Origin of the sequence: Pseudomonas sp. EL_65y_Pfl1_R83 (assembly GCF_963970695.1) — a bacterium.
GTDB classification, from domain to species: Bacteria; Pseudomonadota; Gammaproteobacteria; order Pseudomonadales; family Pseudomonadaceae; genus Aquipseudomonas; species Aquipseudomonas tritici.
On record NZ_CAXAQI010000003.1, the window covers coordinates 356,839 to 370,872 of the forward strand.

The 14,034-nt window shown below is 60.7% G+C and carries 14 protein-coding genes; 6 read left to right on the plus strand and 8 right to left on the minus strand.

The window, feature by feature from the left end; genetic code table 11:
• Positions 1–40 precede the first annotated feature (40 nt).
• The 3 genes from fecA to AACY08_RS06115 form a co-directional block, all read right to left on the minus strand.
• Positions 41–2,377, minus strand: coding sequence for a TonB-dependent Fe(3+) dicitrate receptor FecA (gene fecA, locus AACY08_RS06105; RefSeq protein ID WP_339468606.1), 2,337 nt, complete (start codon positions 2,375–2,377; stop codon positions 41–43).
• A 91-nt stretch (positions 2,378–2,468) separates the two neighbouring features.
• Positions 2,469–3,410 (minus strand): FecR domain-containing protein, encoded by a 942-nt coding sequence (locus AACY08_RS06110; protein WP_339468607.1) that lies wholly within the window; start codon positions 3,408–3,410, stop codon positions 2,469–2,471.
• On the minus strand, positions 3,407–3,895 hold the full coding sequence (locus AACY08_RS06115; RefSeq protein WP_339417724.1) for a sigma-70 family RNA polymerase sigma factor: 489 nt from the start codon (positions 3,893–3,895) through the stop codon (positions 3,407–3,409). The genes AACY08_RS06110 and AACY08_RS06115 overlap by 4 nt, the downstream gene beginning before the upstream one ends.
• A gap of 170 nt (positions 3,896–4,065) precedes the next feature.
• Between AACY08_RS06115 and AACY08_RS06120 the strand changes: the two genes are divergently transcribed.
• The 5 genes from AACY08_RS06120 to AACY08_RS06140 are packed head-to-tail and all read left to right on the plus strand — an operon-like array spanning position 4,066 to position 7,826.
• A complete protein-coding gene (locus AACY08_RS06120; protein WP_339417725.1) occupies positions 4,066–4,368 on the plus strand; it encodes a DUF3649 domain-containing protein in 303 nt (100 codons plus the stop codon).
• Positions 4,365–5,939, plus strand: coding sequence for a PepSY-associated TM helix domain-containing protein (locus tag AACY08_RS06125; protein ID WP_339468609.1), 1,575 nt, complete (start codon positions 4,365–4,367; stop codon positions 5,937–5,939). Before AACY08_RS06120 ends, AACY08_RS06125 begins: the two co-directional genes overlap by 4 nt.
• Positions 5,940–6,266: a DUF3325 domain-containing protein gene (locus AACY08_RS06130; protein ID WP_339468610.1), complete on the plus strand. Its 327-nt coding sequence runs from the start codon at positions 5,940–5,942 to the stop codon at positions 6,264–6,266. It begins immediately after the preceding gene.
• Between the two features lie 7 nt (positions 6,267–6,273).
• On the plus strand, positions 6,274–6,852 hold the full coding sequence (locus AACY08_RS06135; protein WP_445261417.1) for an RNA polymerase sigma factor: 579 nt from the start codon (positions 6,274–6,276) through the stop codon (positions 6,850–6,852).
• Positions 6,849–7,826 carry a FecR family protein gene (locus tag AACY08_RS06140; RefSeq protein ID WP_339468614.1) on the plus strand — a complete coding sequence of 326 codons (978 nt, stop codon included), beginning with the start codon at positions 6,849–6,851 and terminating at the stop codon, positions 7,824–7,826. Before AACY08_RS06135 ends, AACY08_RS06140 begins: the two co-directional genes overlap by 4 nt.
• Here AACY08_RS06140 and AACY08_RS06145 read toward each other — a convergent pair whose 3' ends face one another.
• Positions 7,827–8,177, minus strand: a complete 351-nt coding sequence (locus tag AACY08_RS06145; protein WP_339468615.1) for a glutaredoxin family protein — start codon at positions 8,175–8,177, stop codon at positions 7,827–7,829.
• The gene (gene yejK / locus AACY08_RS06150; RefSeq protein WP_049709838.1) at positions 8,177–9,181 is read right to left on the minus strand and encodes a nucleoid-associated protein YejK; all 1,005 of its coding nucleotides are present in this window, start codon (positions 9,179–9,181) and stop codon (positions 8,177–8,179) included. The genes AACY08_RS06145 and yejK overlap by 1 nt, the downstream gene beginning before the upstream one ends.
• 397 nt (positions 9,182–9,578) lie before the next feature.
• On the opposite strand from yejK, the gene AACY08_RS06155 reads away from it, so the two are divergent.
• Positions 9,579–9,860, plus strand: a complete 282-nt coding sequence (locus AACY08_RS06155; RefSeq protein WP_003212743.1) for an HU family DNA-binding protein — start codon at positions 9,579–9,581, stop codon at positions 9,858–9,860.
• A gap of 77 nt (positions 9,861–9,937) precedes the next feature.
• Here the strand turns inward: AACY08_RS06155 and rlmF are convergent, their stop codons facing one another.
• Genes rlmF through AACY08_RS06170 form a run of 3 tightly spaced genes read right to left on the minus strand, consistent with a single transcriptional unit; the run spans position 9,938 to position 14,008 of the window.
• Positions 9,938–10,957, minus strand: coding sequence for a 23S rRNA (adenine(1618)-N(6))-methyltransferase RlmF (gene rlmF / locus AACY08_RS06160; protein ID WP_339468616.1), 1,020 nt, complete (start codon positions 10,955–10,957; stop codon positions 9,938–9,940).
• Positions 10,958–10,993: 36 nt separating this feature from the next.
• Positions 10,994–11,149: a hypothetical protein gene (locus AACY08_RS06165; protein ID WP_339435845.1), complete on the minus strand. Its 156-nt coding sequence runs from the start codon at positions 11,147–11,149 to the stop codon at positions 10,994–10,996.
• Positions 11,150–11,161: 12 nt separating this feature from the next.
• Positions 11,162–14,008 (minus strand): valine--tRNA ligase, encoded by a 2,847-nt coding sequence (locus tag AACY08_RS06170; RefSeq protein ID WP_339468617.1) that lies wholly within the window; start codon positions 14,006–14,008, stop codon positions 11,162–11,164.
• Positions 14,009–14,034 lie beyond the last annotated feature (26 nt).

Below are 14,034 nucleotides of genomic sequence, written 5' to 3' on the forward strand. Positions count from 1 at the left end.
AAAACGGGCCTGCATTTGCAGGCCCGTTTTCGTTTCAGTCTTAAAACGCGATGGAGGTTTGCACGTAGACCGTGCGCGGCTCGCCCACGTATTTGCCCTTGTTGTTATCGTCGAACGAGCGGGTGAAGTACTGCGTGTTGAAGATGTTTTTCACGCCGACTGCCACGTTCAAGTCCGACAACTGCGGGCCGAAGTCATATGCCGCGCGGCTGCTGAATAACAGGTAGCCCGGGATGCGTCCGTTTGCGCCGTCAGCACTTTCCTTTTGGGTATTGGCGTTGTCGGCGAACTGGCTGCTCTGGTAGCTGCTGTCCAGGTTGAGCTTCCAGCGGCCTTCGGTGTAACCCACGCCCAGGGTGCCCTTGTGCTTGGACGAGAACGGCACGCGGTTGCCTTTGTTCGGGCCGTCTTCGCGGATGGTGGCGTCGACGTAGGCGTAGGTGGCATACACATCAAAGCCTGCCAGCGCCGGGCTCAAACCGTCGAGCGCATAGTTGACGCTGGTCTCGATGCCTTGATGGCGCGTTTCGCCACGGGCAATCACCGAGTCGTTGGTCTGGTTGCTTTCGTACTGGTTGTCGAAGTTGATCAGGAACGCACCGATTTCTGCACGCAACGTGCCGTCGTCGTAGCGGGTGCCCAGTTCCCAGGTGCGGGCTTTTTCCGGTTTCACTTCGCCGCTGGTGACGCGGTTGGGCATCTGGCTGTATTGGACGCTGCCGAACGAGCCTTCGGTGTTGGCGTAGAGGTTCCAGCTGTCAGTGAGGTGGTAGAGCACGTTCAGCGCTGGCAGCGCGGTGTTGTAGTCGCCCTTGTATTTGACGTTGGTGAGGTTGTTGGTCTGCTGGGACTCGATCATCTCGTAGCGAATGCCCGGGGTGAGGGTCCACTTGCCGATATCAATCCGGTCATCGAAGAAGAAGGCGTTGGCTTCGGTGCCGCCGCGGGTGTCGCGGTCGTTGCGGCTGTCGGTGCTGGGGATTTGCTGGTTGGCGGCGATCGGCGTGCGGTAACGCAGTTCGTGGCCAGCCTCGTTGATGTAGCGGTAACCGACGCCGACTTCATGGCTGGTCGGGCCCAGGTCGAAGCCTTGGGCGAAGCGGGTCTCGATGCCACGTACCCAATATTCACGCGGGGACAGCGAAAGGAACGTGCCCTGGTCCAGGTAGCCGCTGCGCAGGGTCTTGGTGAAGAAACTGTTTACGGTGAATTCGCGACGGTCCTGCTCATAGCGATAGCCGATGTTGAACATCGTACGGCGGCCCCAGAATTTGTCGTAGGGGCGTGTGGACTGGTACGGGTCGGCCTTGTAGTTCGCGACGTTCAGGCCTCCAGGCATATCGGCCTGGCCTTCGTAGTACTGCGCCATGGCGTTGAAGCTGTTGGCGTCGTCGAGTTGGTATTTACCCTTGAGGATCAGGTCGTCGATTTGCGTGTCGCTGTGTTCGCGCCAGTCGCCGCCACGGGTACCGGAGTACAAAATCGCCCCGCCCAGGCCGTTGTCGGCAGTGCCGCCCGCGAGCAGGTTGCCGGTGGTCTTGAAGCCGTCGTGGCTGGAAGAGGGGCTGGTTTCGGTCTGCAAACCGCCTTTGACGGTGGGCGCATCCGGAATTGCGCGGGTCACGAAGTTGACCACACCGCCGACGTTTTGCGGGCCGTAGCGCACAGCGCCGCCGCCGCGCACCACGTCTACTGCATCCATATTGCCCATGCTGATCGGTGCAAACGAAAGCTGCGGCTGGCCGTAAGGCGCGAAAGGCACCGGGATGCCGTCCATCAGCACTGTGGAGCGTGATGCCAGGCGCGGGTTGAGGCCGCGAATACCGAAGTTCAGCGCCATGTCATGGCTGCCGGTGCCGTTATTGTCCGGGGCGTTGACGCCGGGAATGCGGTTGAGCACGTCTTTGGCCTGGGTCGCGCCCTGGCGTTCGAATTCTTCACGGCGGATCACATCACGGGCGCCGGGGTGTTCGAAGACATTGGTTTGCGCGGCGTCGCCGAGCCAGTCGCCGACCACGCTGGAGGTGCCCAGCTCAATGCTGGCTGGGGCAGTGGCCGGTTGCAGGCTGTAGGCATTGTCGCCTTCGGCGCGGGCTTGCAGGCCGGTGCCTTCCAGCAGTTTTTGCAGGCCTTCAGCCGCGCTGTAGTTGCCCGTCAAGCCACGGCTCTGCATGCCCGCCGCCACTTCGGAACCAAAGGAGATCAACACGCCGGCTTCGCGGCCAAATTGATTCAGTGCGGCTTCCAACGAAGTCGGCGCGATGTGAAAAGGCTTGGCGTCGGCGGCCATTACCTGAGGCAGTACGGTAAGACTCAGGCTGGCGCCGAGTAGGAGTTGGCGCAGTGAGCGGGCGAGAAGCGTCGGTTGCTGGGGCATGACGGGCGGTCCTGAGAAGGAAGGATCTAGGTGGCTTTCCTTCTCTGTCACGCGAGGTGTGGAAAACGGCTCATCGTTTTTAAGAAAAAGTTCAGGCGCGGGCCTGGACGGTCACCCAGTAGCGGGTAAACCGCCGAACGTTGACCGGCAGGCTCACTTCCAGCAGGTCGAGAATGCGTTCGCTGTTGTCCAGTGGATAGCTGCCGGAGATCAGCAGATTGGCCACCTGTGGGTCGCAATTAACCTGGCCACGGCGATAACGGCCGAGTTCGGCGAGGAAATCTTCCAGGCGCATGTGAGCCGCGACTAGCATGCCGTCGGCCCAGGCGCCGCTGTTGGCGTCGGTAGGGCGCGGGGTGTCCCAGCCTTTGCGCGTGAAATTGACCTGATGCGAAGCCTGGACTGTCAGCGGCAGGCCGCTATAGGTATTGGGCATGACGTCGACGCGCCCCTCAAACACCGACAGTTGAGTGTGATCGCTGAACTGACGCACGTTCAAACGCGCCGCCTGGCTGCTGAGCAGGCCCTGGCCGGTCAGCACCTGCAGCGGCGTATTGCCTGCGGCGCCGGTCAGCAGGATCTCGCCTTCGAGCAAGCGGATCAGGCGTTGCTGGCCGTCGAAATGCACATCCACCGCACTGGCGGTATTGAGCTGCAATTGGCTGCCATCCGCCAGTTGTACCTTACGGCGCTGGCCGACGGGGCTGCGGTAGTCGGCGCTCAGCGGCGGCAATATAGGTTGCTGGCGCAGGCCCCAGGCGGCGGCCGAGCCTGCGCCGAGTATCAGCAGCAGCTTCAGGGCCTGGCGTCGGCTGGCGGAGGTGGGGGCGTTCAGTGCCGCGTGGGCCAGGGGCAGCGGCATGCCGCGCAGGCGCTGATTGACACGCTGCATGTGGTCCCACGCGCGCTGGTGTTCGCTGTGGGCTTTCAACCATTGCTGCCAGGCGGCTTGCTGGCGTGGATTGAGGGCGCCTTGCTGCATTTCCATCAGCCAATGCACGGCTTGTTCGGCGACGTGCGTGGAAAAATTCATAGGGCGAAGTAGCAGCGCATCGCCGCTTTGCTCAAGTGGCGTTTAACAGTGGCGATGGAAATGCCCAACTCAGCGCCGATTTGCGCGTAGGTCAGGCCATCCAGTTGGGCCAGCAGGAAGGCACGCTTGACCTGCGTGGGCAGGCCGTCGAGCAGTTGGTCCAGCTCAACCAGGGTTTGCAGAATGATCGCGCGTTCTTCTTCCGACGGTGCCACGTGTTCGGGCATTTGCGCCAAGGCATCGAGATAGGCGCGTTCCAGGTCTTGGCGACGGTAGAAGTTGAACAGCACGCGCTTAGCGACAGTGGTGAGGAACGCGCGGGGTTCGATCAGCGTTGGCGTTTCCCGCGCGGTGAGCACGCGGATGAACGTGTCCTGAGCCAGGTCGGCGGCACTTTCCGGGCAGCCGAGTTTGCGTCGCAACCAGCCGGTGAGCCAGTGGTGATGGTCGTTGTACAAAACTTCGACGGTAGTGGACGGGCTCAACGGGAACGCTCCGCAAGCATCGGTATGCTGTAGAGAACAAGAATTGTTCTCATTGTAGGGTGCGTGGCGGGCTTCGGCAATCCATCGGCACAGGTGATTTATCCGTTCTCTTTTGCTTATGAGAATATTTATCATTAATATCGCGTGCTGATGAACCTGGCGCCTCTCGCATGAAAAGCAAAACCTCGCTGCCTGTCTCCTATCGTCTCGCCGTGACCTCGCGCGTACTGGCTGCTGTGGTGGGCGGTTACCTGATGGCTTCACTGGCCAGCATCTGCCTCGCGCTGTGGATGCCCACGTCGCGTGCCGACGCTGTGATCACCGGGATGATGAGTTCATTCGTGTTCTATCTGCTGGCCGTGCTCTGGTGTTTCGCCTGCCGCAGCGCCATACGCGCCTGGTTCGGCGTGATGCTGCCGAGCGCAGCATTTGCCACGCTGGCGGGCGTGGGCTTTTGGATGGCGCGCACATGAAAGAGGGCTTTCGCCAGGCCATGGCCTGGTTGCACACGTGGGCTGGATTGATCTTCGGCTGGCTGTTGTTTGCGATTTTTCTGACAGGCACGTTGGCGTATTTCAAAGACGAAATCAGCCACTGGATGCAGCCCGAAGTGCAGGCTCGTCCCTTGGACGATGCGCGTAGCCTGAACGTCGCTCAAACCTATCTGCAGCACGTCGCGCCGACCGCTGCCCGCTGGTTTATCACCCTGCCGGACAGCCGCGACCCCAGCCTGTCGGTAATGTGGCAAGACAAAGTCGACCCCGGCAAGCGTGGCAACTTTATCCAGAAAACCCTCGATCCCGTAACCGGCCAGGCAGTGCAGGCCCGTGAAAGCATGGGGGGCGAGTTCTTCTATCGCTTTCACTTCCAGCTGCAAATGCCGCATCCCTGGGGCCGCTGGCTGTCGACCATTGCCGCGATGGTGATGTTTGTTGCACTGATCACCGGGATCATCACCCACAAGAAAATCTTCAAGGACTTCTTCACTTTCCGCCCCCGCAAAGGCCAGCGTTCCTGGCTCGACGGGCACAACGCGGTGGGTGTGTTAGTGCTGCCATTTCACCTGATGATCACCTACAGCAGCCTGGTGATTTTCATGAGCCTGGTGATGCCGGCACCGATCCTGGCCTCGTATGGCAACGACACCCGCGCCTTCTTCAGTGAGGTGTTCCCGGCGACAAACAATGCACCGGCGCTCGGGCAACCTGGGCAGTTGAAGCCGCTGGTGCCGATGTACGAACAGGCGCGTGAGCAGTGGGCGGGTGGACATGTCGGGCGTGTGGCGGTGAATAACCCCAGTGATGTGAACGCTTCGGTCAATGTGTTTCGCGCCGGCTCTGACAGCGTGGTGCATGATTTCGGCAGCACGGTGTCCTTTAACGGCAACACGGGCGAGCTGTTGCGGGTCAGTGGTGAGCAGTCACTGCCGGCCGTGATCGGCGGCAGTTTTTATGGCCTGCACATGGGCCATTTCGCCGGCCCGGTACTGCGCTGGCTGTACTTTATCTGTGGTCTGGCGGGCACGGCGATGATTGGCACCGGGCTGGTGATCTGGCTTGGCAAGCGCCAGCTCAAGCACGCTAAAAGCGCGGTGATGCCGTTTGAATTGCGCCTGGTGGAAGTGCTGAACATCGCCAGTATGTCCGGACTGATGATCGCCATCGCGGCGTTTTTCTGGGCCAACCGTTTGTTGCCGGTGAGCTTCGCCGAGCGTTCCGACTGGGAAGTGCAAACCTTCTTTATCGTCTGGGGCCTGAGCCTGGTGCACGCCATGCTGCGCCGCGGTCGCCAGGGGTGGATCGAACAGTTGAGCGCTGGCGCGCTGCTGTTTATCGCCATTCCACTGCTCAATGCGCTCACGACCTCCCATCACCTGGGCGTTTCCCTGGCAACGGGCGACTGGGCCATGGCCGGCTTCGACTTGACTTGCCTGGCCAGCGGCGTGTTCCTGGCCTGGGCCGCCTGGAAAATGCAGCAGCGTATGGTGCCTGCCTCCAAGCCAGAACGCGCACGCCGGTTGACGCTCAAGCAGGAGGCGAACTGAATGCTGCTCGCACTGCTGATGTGCTACGGGGGGTTCACCGCATTGTGCTTGTCTACCGACCGACATCACGGCGAACTGCTGCACAGCAAGCCATCGCCCCGTCGTCGGCTGGCCCTGCGTGTGGCCGGTTGGGTGCTGCTGACGGTGTCGATCTGGCCCGCCGTGAATATCGCGGGTTGGGGCCAGGGCCTTGTGGAATGGTGCGCGGTATTGATGCTCAGTGCGCTGTTGCTGGTGCTGTTGTTGCCGTATCGGCCAAGGCTGGCCTTGATCCTGGCGGGCGTCGGCCTGCTCGCCAGCCCTGTTGCGGCCTTTGCCACTCTTTGAGTTCAGCCTGATGATCAGCCCCCCACCCGAATCCCAGGACAGCCCGCACGCTGACGCGGTAGGTGGACGTGCGCATTTCCTGCAGGTGTTTTTGTCCCAGCGTTCGCAGATGGAGGCCTTGGTGAACCGCCGTGTGGGATGTCGCGCCACGGCGGCCGACCTGGTGCAGGACCTGTTCCTGCGCTTCTGGCGCCGGCCATTGGTGCAGGTCGAAGAACTCAGCACCTACCTGTTGCGCTGCGCCGGCAATATTGCCATCGACCACCTGCGCAGCGAAAGCGCGCGGGTGCGCAGCAGCGAAGGCTGGCTGCCCGAGCAGCAGGACAATCAGGGTTGCGAGCCGCAGGCCGCGCTGGAAGCCGGCAATGATTTGCGCCACGTCGAAGCCGCCTTGCGCAGCTTGCCCGAACGCACGCGGCAGATTTTCCTGCTCAACCGCATTCACGGCCGCAAATACGCGCAGATCGCCAAAGCCATGGGCCTGTCCCAAAGTGCCGTGGAAAAACATATGATGCGTGCCCTCGAAGCCTGCAAAGCCAGCCTTCGCGAACCATCGCCCCCACGCACGCCAGGGAAAGCACCGTGAACGTCACCCCCACGCCCGCGCAGGAGCAGGCCGCACTGGCTTGGCTGAGCCTGTTGCATGACCAACCCAGCAGCGGCGACCAGGCCACGTTCAGCCACTGGCTGCGCGCCGATCCCGCGCACGTCGAGGCCTATGCACAGGCTCAGGTGCTGTGGGAGTTGAGCGAAGTGCCGGCACGCAAACTGGCGGATGAAGAGGCCATGGCCTTGCAGGGTTATCTCAATGCGATGAACACCTCGAAGCGCTCACGGGTTGTGCGTTGGTCTGGCGCGTTGGCGATGGCCGCCTGTCTGGTGTTGATGGTGTCGATGGGCGCCGGTTGGCAGCCGTCGCGCTGGGTCGATGACTTCGGCGCCGACTACGTGACGGCGCCGGGGGAGGTCAGAACCTTCACGCTGGCCGACAAGTCCCAAATCACCCTCGATGCCGACAGTGCCATTGCCGTGGATTTCAGCCAGGGTGAGCGGCATATCCAGTTGCGTCGCGGTGCCGGGTTTTTCAGCGTAACTCACACCGGGCAATCCTTTGTGGTGGAGGCGGGCAGCGGTGAAGCGCGGGTGTTGGGTACGCAGTTTGAAGTGCGCCTGCAACCGGAGGGGGCTCAGGTAACCGTGTTGTCCGGGCGCGTTGGCGTCATACCGTCCAAGCAGGGCCAGCAGCAAATTCTTACGGCAGGCCAGCAAGTGATCTACGCCGACGGTGTCGCCGACCCTCTGCATGCGGTCGACAGCGAATCACGCCTGGCTTGGCGTGACGGCTGGCTCAACTACTACAACGCGCCGCTGGCCGATGTGATCAATGACTTGGGGCGCTACTATCCGGGACGCATTCTGTTGCTCAACGAAGAGGCGGGCGCCAAACGGGTCAGCGGCAGCTTCCCGAGCAAAGACCCGCAGGCGGTGTTGAATGCGTTGCAGGCTGTGCTTGGCTTTGAGCAGCACACGGTATTGGGGCGGATGATCGTGGTGCACTGATTACTTCAGCGCAGCCATGATCTTCTCGGGGCTGTAATCGCGGATCAGCGTGCCATTTACATCCACGAACGGAATCCCACCGCCACCCAACGCCTCATACGCCTTGCGCGCCTGGGTGTTTTTCTCGATATCAAACGCCTGGTACGCAATGCCCTTCCGGTCCAGGAACCGGCGGATCTGCTTGCAGTAACCACACCACTCGGTGGAATAGAGCACCACGCGCGCCGAGGCGCGGGTCTGCTCTGGTACCACCTGCGATGGGTTGAACACCCGCTCGATCTTGCCCCAGTTCTGGATCGCCACCACGACCAGCAACACCAGCAGGACTTTCTTGAAAACCCCGCCGAGCATCAGTTACGGCGCTTGAGCTGGTCGGTCAGTTGGGTCGGCAAGCCCTTGATGATCAAGGTCCCGGCGGCTTCGTCGTACTCAATCTTGTCGCCCAGCAAGTGCGCTTCAAAGCTGATCGATAAGCCTTCGGCGCGGCCGGTGAAGCGACGGAACTGGTTGAGGGTGCGTTTGTCAGCCGGGATCTCTGGCGACAGGCCGTAGTCCTTGTTGCGGATATGGTCGTAGAACGCTTTTGGCCGATCTTCATCGATCAGCCCCGAGAGTTCCTCCAGGCCCATCGGCTCGCCGAGCTTGGCCTGGCTGCTGGCGTAATCCACCAGGGTCTTGGTTTTTTCGCGAGCGGATTCGTCCGGCAGGTCCTCGCTTTCGACGAAGTCGCTGAAGGCCTTGAGCAGCGTGCGGGTCTCGCCCGGGCCGTCGACGCCTTCCTGGCAGCCGATAAAGTCGCGGAAGTACTCCGAGACTTTCTTGCCGTTCTTGCCTTTGATAAAGGAAATGTATTGCTTGGACTGCTTGTTGTTCTGCCACTCGGAGACGTTGATGCGTGCCGCCAGGTGCAGTTGGCCGAGGTCCAGGTGACGAGAAGGGGTCACGTCCAGCTCATCATTCACCGCCACGCCTTCGCTGTGGTGCAGCAGGGCGATGGCCAGGTAGTCGGTCATGCCTTGTTGGTAGTGGGCAAACAGCACGTGACCACCGACGGAGAGGTTGGACTCTTCCATCAACTTCTGCAGGTGCTCGACGGCAGTGCGGCTGAACGTGGTGAAATCCTGGCCACCGTCGAAATATTCCTTCAACCAGCCGCTGAACGGGTGCGCGCCGGACTCGGCATGGAAGAAGCCCCAGGCCTTGCCTTGTTTGGCGTTATAGCTCTCGTTAAGGTCGGCAAGCATGTTCTCGATGGCAGCGGATTCGGACAACTCCGAGTCACGGGCGTGAAGAACTGCAGGTGTGCCGTCGGGTTTTTTGTCGATCAGGTGGACGATGCAATGACGGATCGGCATAGGCTTCTCGGCTGGTTGAAGGGGAGCGGTGCGCCCTCCCCAAAAAGTCGCCCAGTGTACCGCACCCATTGGGCAAGACGTGCTTCGAAGGCGGTTATGCGTGCCCTCCGACGGTTCATATACCTTTTTTTCACGGTTTAGAGCGATAAAGCTGACCAAATGGGTAGGTAGAGGCGGATATTTCCCCGTCTCTGTGCTAGTTTTGCCCCGTCTTACGCCAAGTCTCGGCGATAAGCGTGCATTCAGCATCTGTCAGGTCGAACCAATCCCCGTTTCAAGCATCTATAACCCCGATCTCAGTGGTTATAGCCGGGGGTGCCAGGCCGTGACGGTCGGGCTCGACGGCTGACACTGCACTCTGCAATCCATATGAATTTGATAGGGAAGGAACACCACAATGGCTATTACTAAAGACCAACTGATCGCTGACCTGGCTGAAGCAGTAGACGCACCGAAGACCACCGTGCGCGCTCTGCTGGACCAACTGAGCCAGATCGTTGCTGATCAGCTGGAAAACGGCGGCGAAATCACTCTGCCAGGCGTTGGCAAACTGAAAGTGACCGAGCGTCCTGCCCGTACTGGCCGTAACCCTTCGACTGGCGCTGCCATCGAAATCGCTGCCAAGAAAGTTATCAAGCTGGTTGTGGCCAAAGGCCTGACCGACGCTGTTAACAAGTAAGACGCAGCAAAAAAACCGTGCTCCGGAGCGATCCGGGCACGGTTTTTTGTTGCCTGCGATTCTACTGTGATGAAGGGCTAGTCGCGTACCCAGCGCTGGCGCCAGATCTGCTGTTCGTTCTTGGTCTGGAAGGTCCAGGCCACAAAGCGGCTTTGCTTCTGCCCCTGAGACATTTCCACCACTTGGCTTTCCAGCACGCCGGCTTTTTTCAGCGCAGTCTCGATGGCGGGCAAGTTCGACGCTTTTGACACCAGAGTGCTGAACCACAACACCTTGTGGGCAAAGTGCGCGCTCTCGGCGATCAACTGGGTCACGAAGCGTGCTTCACCGCCTTCACACCACAACTCGGCCGATTGGCCGCCGAAGTTCAGCACCGGCAACTTGCGTTTCGGGTCAGCCTTGCCCAAGGCTCGCCACTTGCGTTCGCTGCCCTTGGTGGCTTCGTCCATGGACGCGTGGAATGGCGGGTTGCACATGGTCAGGTCAAAGCGCTCACCCGGCTCCAGCAAGCCCAGCAGGATCTGCTTAGGGTTAGCCTGCAGGCGCAACTGGATGACCTTGCTCAGGTCATTGGACTGCACGATGGCCTTGGCCGCGGCCACGGCGGTAGGGTCGACCTCCGAGCCCAGGAAGTTCCAGCGGTACTCCATGTAGCCAATCAACGGGTAGACGCAATTGGCGCCCATGCCGATGTCCAGCACCTTGACGATTGAACCACGCGGGATCTTGCCGTCGTTGACGCTGGCCAGCAGGTCGGCGAGGAAGTGTACGTAGTCTGCACGTCCCGGCACCGGTGGGCACAGGTAATCCGCCGGGATGTCCCAGTGCTGGATGCCATAAAAAGCCTTCAGCAGTGCCCGGTTGAACACCCGCACCGCATCCGGGCTGGCGAAGTCGATGCTTTCCTTTCCGTAGGGGTTGAGGATCACGAACTGCGCCAGTTCCGGCGTGGTTTTGATCAGCGCAGGGAAGTCGTAACGGCCCGTGTGACGGTTGCGCGGGTGCAGGGTGGCCTCTTTGCGCGGCACGACGGGCTTGGCCGTGGCTGCGGTTTTAGGCTTCTTGCGCGGAGGTTTTGGCGTGCTGGGGGTGGTCATGATGATTCTGGTGTTGGCTCAAAGTGGTGGGCATTGTCACACATTCTTGAGGTGATCTCGGTCAAATGTGGGAGCTGGCTTGCCTGCGATGGCATCAACGCTCTCTTGCAGGTACACCGAGTTGCCTGCATCGCAGGCAAGCCAGCTCCCACAAAAAGCAAAAAAAAGAGACCCGAAGGTCTCTTTTTTCACGCGGTTCACACCTTACAGGCTGGAAATCCGAGCATGTTGCTCCGCCAGCTTACCCAAGGCCTGTTCAGCCTCGGCCAGCTTGGCGCGTTCTTTTTCGATCACTTCAGCCGGCGCCTTGTCGACGAACGCCGCGTTGGACAGCTTGCCGCCCACCCGCTGCACTTCGCCTTGCAGGCGCAGGATTTCTTTGTCGAGGCGGGCCAGTTCAGCGCCCTTGTCGATCAGGCCAGCCATCGGCACCAGCACTTCCATGTCGCCCACCAGAGCGGTGGCGGACAGCGGTGCTTCTTCGCCCGCAGCCAATACAGTGATCGACTCCAGCTTCGCCAGCTTCTTGAGCAGTGCATCGTTCTCAGTAAGACGACGCTGATCCTCAGCGCTGGCGTTCTTCACAAACACTGCCAGTGGCTTGCCCGGCCCGATGTTCATCTCGGCACGGATGTTACGTGTGCCCATCATCAACGTCTTGAGCCATTCGATATCGCTTTCGGCCGCCTCATCGATACGCGCTTCGTTGGCCACCGGCCAAGGCTGCAGCATGATGGTCTTGCCTTCGATACCGGCCAGCGGCGCGAGGCGCTGCCAGATTTCTTCGGTGATGAACGGCATGAACGGATGCGCCAGGCGCAACGCCACTTCCAGCACGCGCACCAGGGTGCGACGGGTGCCGCGCTGGCGTTCGACAGGTGCGTTTTCGTCCCACAGCACGGGCTTGGACAGTTCCAGGTACCAGTCGCAATACTGGTTCCAGATGAACTCGTACAAGGCCTGTGCGGCGAGGTCGAAACGGAACTGGTCGAGTTGGCGGGTCACTTCGGTTTCGGTGCGTTGCAGTTGCGAAATGATCCAGCGGTCAGCCAGGGACAATTCGACTTCTTCGCCGTTCTGGCCGCAGTCTTCGCCTTTGTCCAGCACGTAGCGCGCCGCGTTCCAGATCTTGTTGCAGAAGTTGCGATAGCCTTCGACGCGGCCCATGTCGAACTTGATGTCGCGACCGGTAGACGCCAGCGAGCAGAAGGTGAAGCGCAGGGCGTCGGTACCGTAGCTGGCGATGCCGTCGGCGAACTCGTCGCGGGTCTGCTTCTCGATCTTCTTCGCCAGTTTCGGCTGCATCAGGCCCGAGGTGCGTTTCTGCACCAGGGTTTCCAGGTCGATGCCGTCGATGATGTCCAGCGGGTCCAGGACGTTGCCCTTGGACTTGGACATCTTCTGGCCCTGGCCATCACGCACCAGGCCGTGCACGTACACGGTTTTGAACGGTACTTGCGGCGTGCCGTCTTCGTTTTTCACCAAATGCATGGTCAGCATGATCATCCGGGCAACCCAGAAGAAAATGATGTCGAAACCGGTAACCAGCACGTCGGTGGAGTGGAATTTCTTCAGGAATTCGGTCTGCTGCGGCCAGCCCAGGGTAGAGAACGTCCACAGGCCCGAGCTGAACCAGGTATCCAGTACGTCGTTGTCTTGTTGCAGCGCAACGTCCGGGCCGAGGTTGTGCTTGGCACGCACTTCGGCTTCGTCGCGGCCTACGTAGACCTTGCCTGATTCGTCGTACCAGGCCGGAATGCGATGGCCCCACCACAGTTGACGGCTGATGCACCAATCCTGGATGTCACGCATCCACGAGAAGTACATGTTTTCGTACTGTTTCGGCACGAACTGGATTCGGCCATCTTCCACTGCGGCAATCGCAGGCTCGGCCAGCGGCTTGGTGGACACGTACCACTGATCGGTCAGCCACGGTTCGATCACGGTGCCGGAACGGTCGCCCTTCGGCACTTTCAGGCCGTGGTCGTCAACGCTCACCAGCAAACCGACGGCGTCGAAGGCGGCAACGATCTGCTTGCGCGCTTCGAAGCGGTCGAGGCCGGCGTATTCGGCCGGGATCTTGCCGTCGATGCTCTCGTTCAGCGTGCCGTCCAGGTTGAACACCTGGCAGGCCGGCAGTACGGCGGCATTCTTGTCGAAGATGTTCAGCAGCGCCAGGTTGTGACGCTTGCCGACTTCGTAGTCGTTGAAGTCGTGGGCTGGGGTGATTTTCACGCAGCCGGTGCCGAATTCAGGGTCGCAGTAGTCGTCCGCGATGATCGGGATGCGACGGCCAACCAAAGGCAGCTCGACGAACTTGCCGATCAGCGCCTGGTAGCGTTCATCGTTCGGGTTAACCGCTACGGCGGCGTCGCCGAGCATGGTTTCCGGACGGGTGGTGGCGACGATCAGGTAGTCATTGCCTTCAGCGGTCTTGGCGCCGTCGGCCAGTGGGTACTTGAGGTTCCACAGAAAGCCTTTCTCGTCGTGGTTTTCCACTTCGAGGTCGGAAATCGCCGTGTGCAACTTGGTGTCCCAGTTGACCAGGCGCTTGCCCCGGTAGATCAGGCCGTCTTCATGCAGGCGCACGAAGGCTTCTTTCACGGATTCCGATAGGCCATCGTCCATGGTGAAGCGCTCGCGGCTCCAGTCGACGGACGAGCCCAGGCGGCGGATCTGACGGCTGATGTTGCCGCCGGACTGGCCTTTCCATTCCCAGATCTTTTCCAGGAATTTCTCGCGACCCAGGTCGTGACGGCTCTGGCCGGTCGCTTCGAGTTGGCGTTCCACCAGCATCTGCGTGGCGATACCGGCGTGGTCGGTGCCTGGCTGCCACAGGGTATTGCGGCCCTGCATGCGGCGGAAACGGATTAACGCATCCATGATCGCATTGTTGAAGCCATGGCCCATGTGCAGGCTGCCAGTGACGTTCGGTGGCGGAATCATGATGGTGTACGAGTCGCCCGCACCTTGTGGGGCGAAATAGTTCTCGGACTCCCAGGTGTTGTACCAGGAAGTTTCGATAGCGTGGGGCTGATAGGTCTTATCCATGCGCGGCGGGACCCTAGTTGGCATTA

Coding starts and splice junctions, on each gene's coding strand:
- AACY08_RS06145 (WP_339468615.1), bottom strand. CDS start 8,177: ATGCTCGGCGGGGTTTTCAAGAAAGTCCTGCTGGTGTTGCTGGTCGTG.
- fecA (WP_339468606.1), bottom strand. CDS start 2,377: ATGCCCCAGCAACCGACGCTTCTCGCCCGCTCACTGCGCCAACTCCTA.
- rlmF (WP_339468616.1), bottom strand. CDS start 10,957: ATGACCACCCCCAGCACGCCAAAACCTCCGCGCAAGAAGCCTAAAACC.
- AACY08_RS06170 (WP_339468617.1), bottom strand. CDS start 14,008: ATGGATAAGACCTATCAGCCCCACGCTATCGAAACTTCCTGGTACAAC.
- AACY08_RS06120 (WP_339417725.1), top strand. CDS start 4,066: ATGAAAAGCAAAACCTCGCTGCCTGTCTCCTATCGTCTCGCCGTGACC.
- AACY08_RS06155 (WP_003212743.1), top strand. CDS start 9,579: ATGGCTATTACTAAAGACCAACTGATCGCTGACCTGGCTGAAGCAGTA.
- AACY08_RS06125 (WP_339468609.1), top strand. CDS start 4,365: ATGAAAGAGGGCTTTCGCCAGGCCATGGCCTGGTTGCACACGTGGGCT.
- AACY08_RS06110 (WP_339468607.1), bottom strand. CDS start 3,410: ATGAATTTTTCCACGCACGTCGCCGAACAAGCCGTGCATTGGCTGATG.
- AACY08_RS06130 (WP_339468610.1), top strand. CDS start 5,940: ATGCTGCTCGCACTGCTGATGTGCTACGGGGGGTTCACCGCATTGTGC.
- yejK (WP_049709838.1), bottom strand. CDS start 9,181: ATGCCGATCCGTCATTGCATCGTCCACCTGATCGACAAAAAACCCGAC.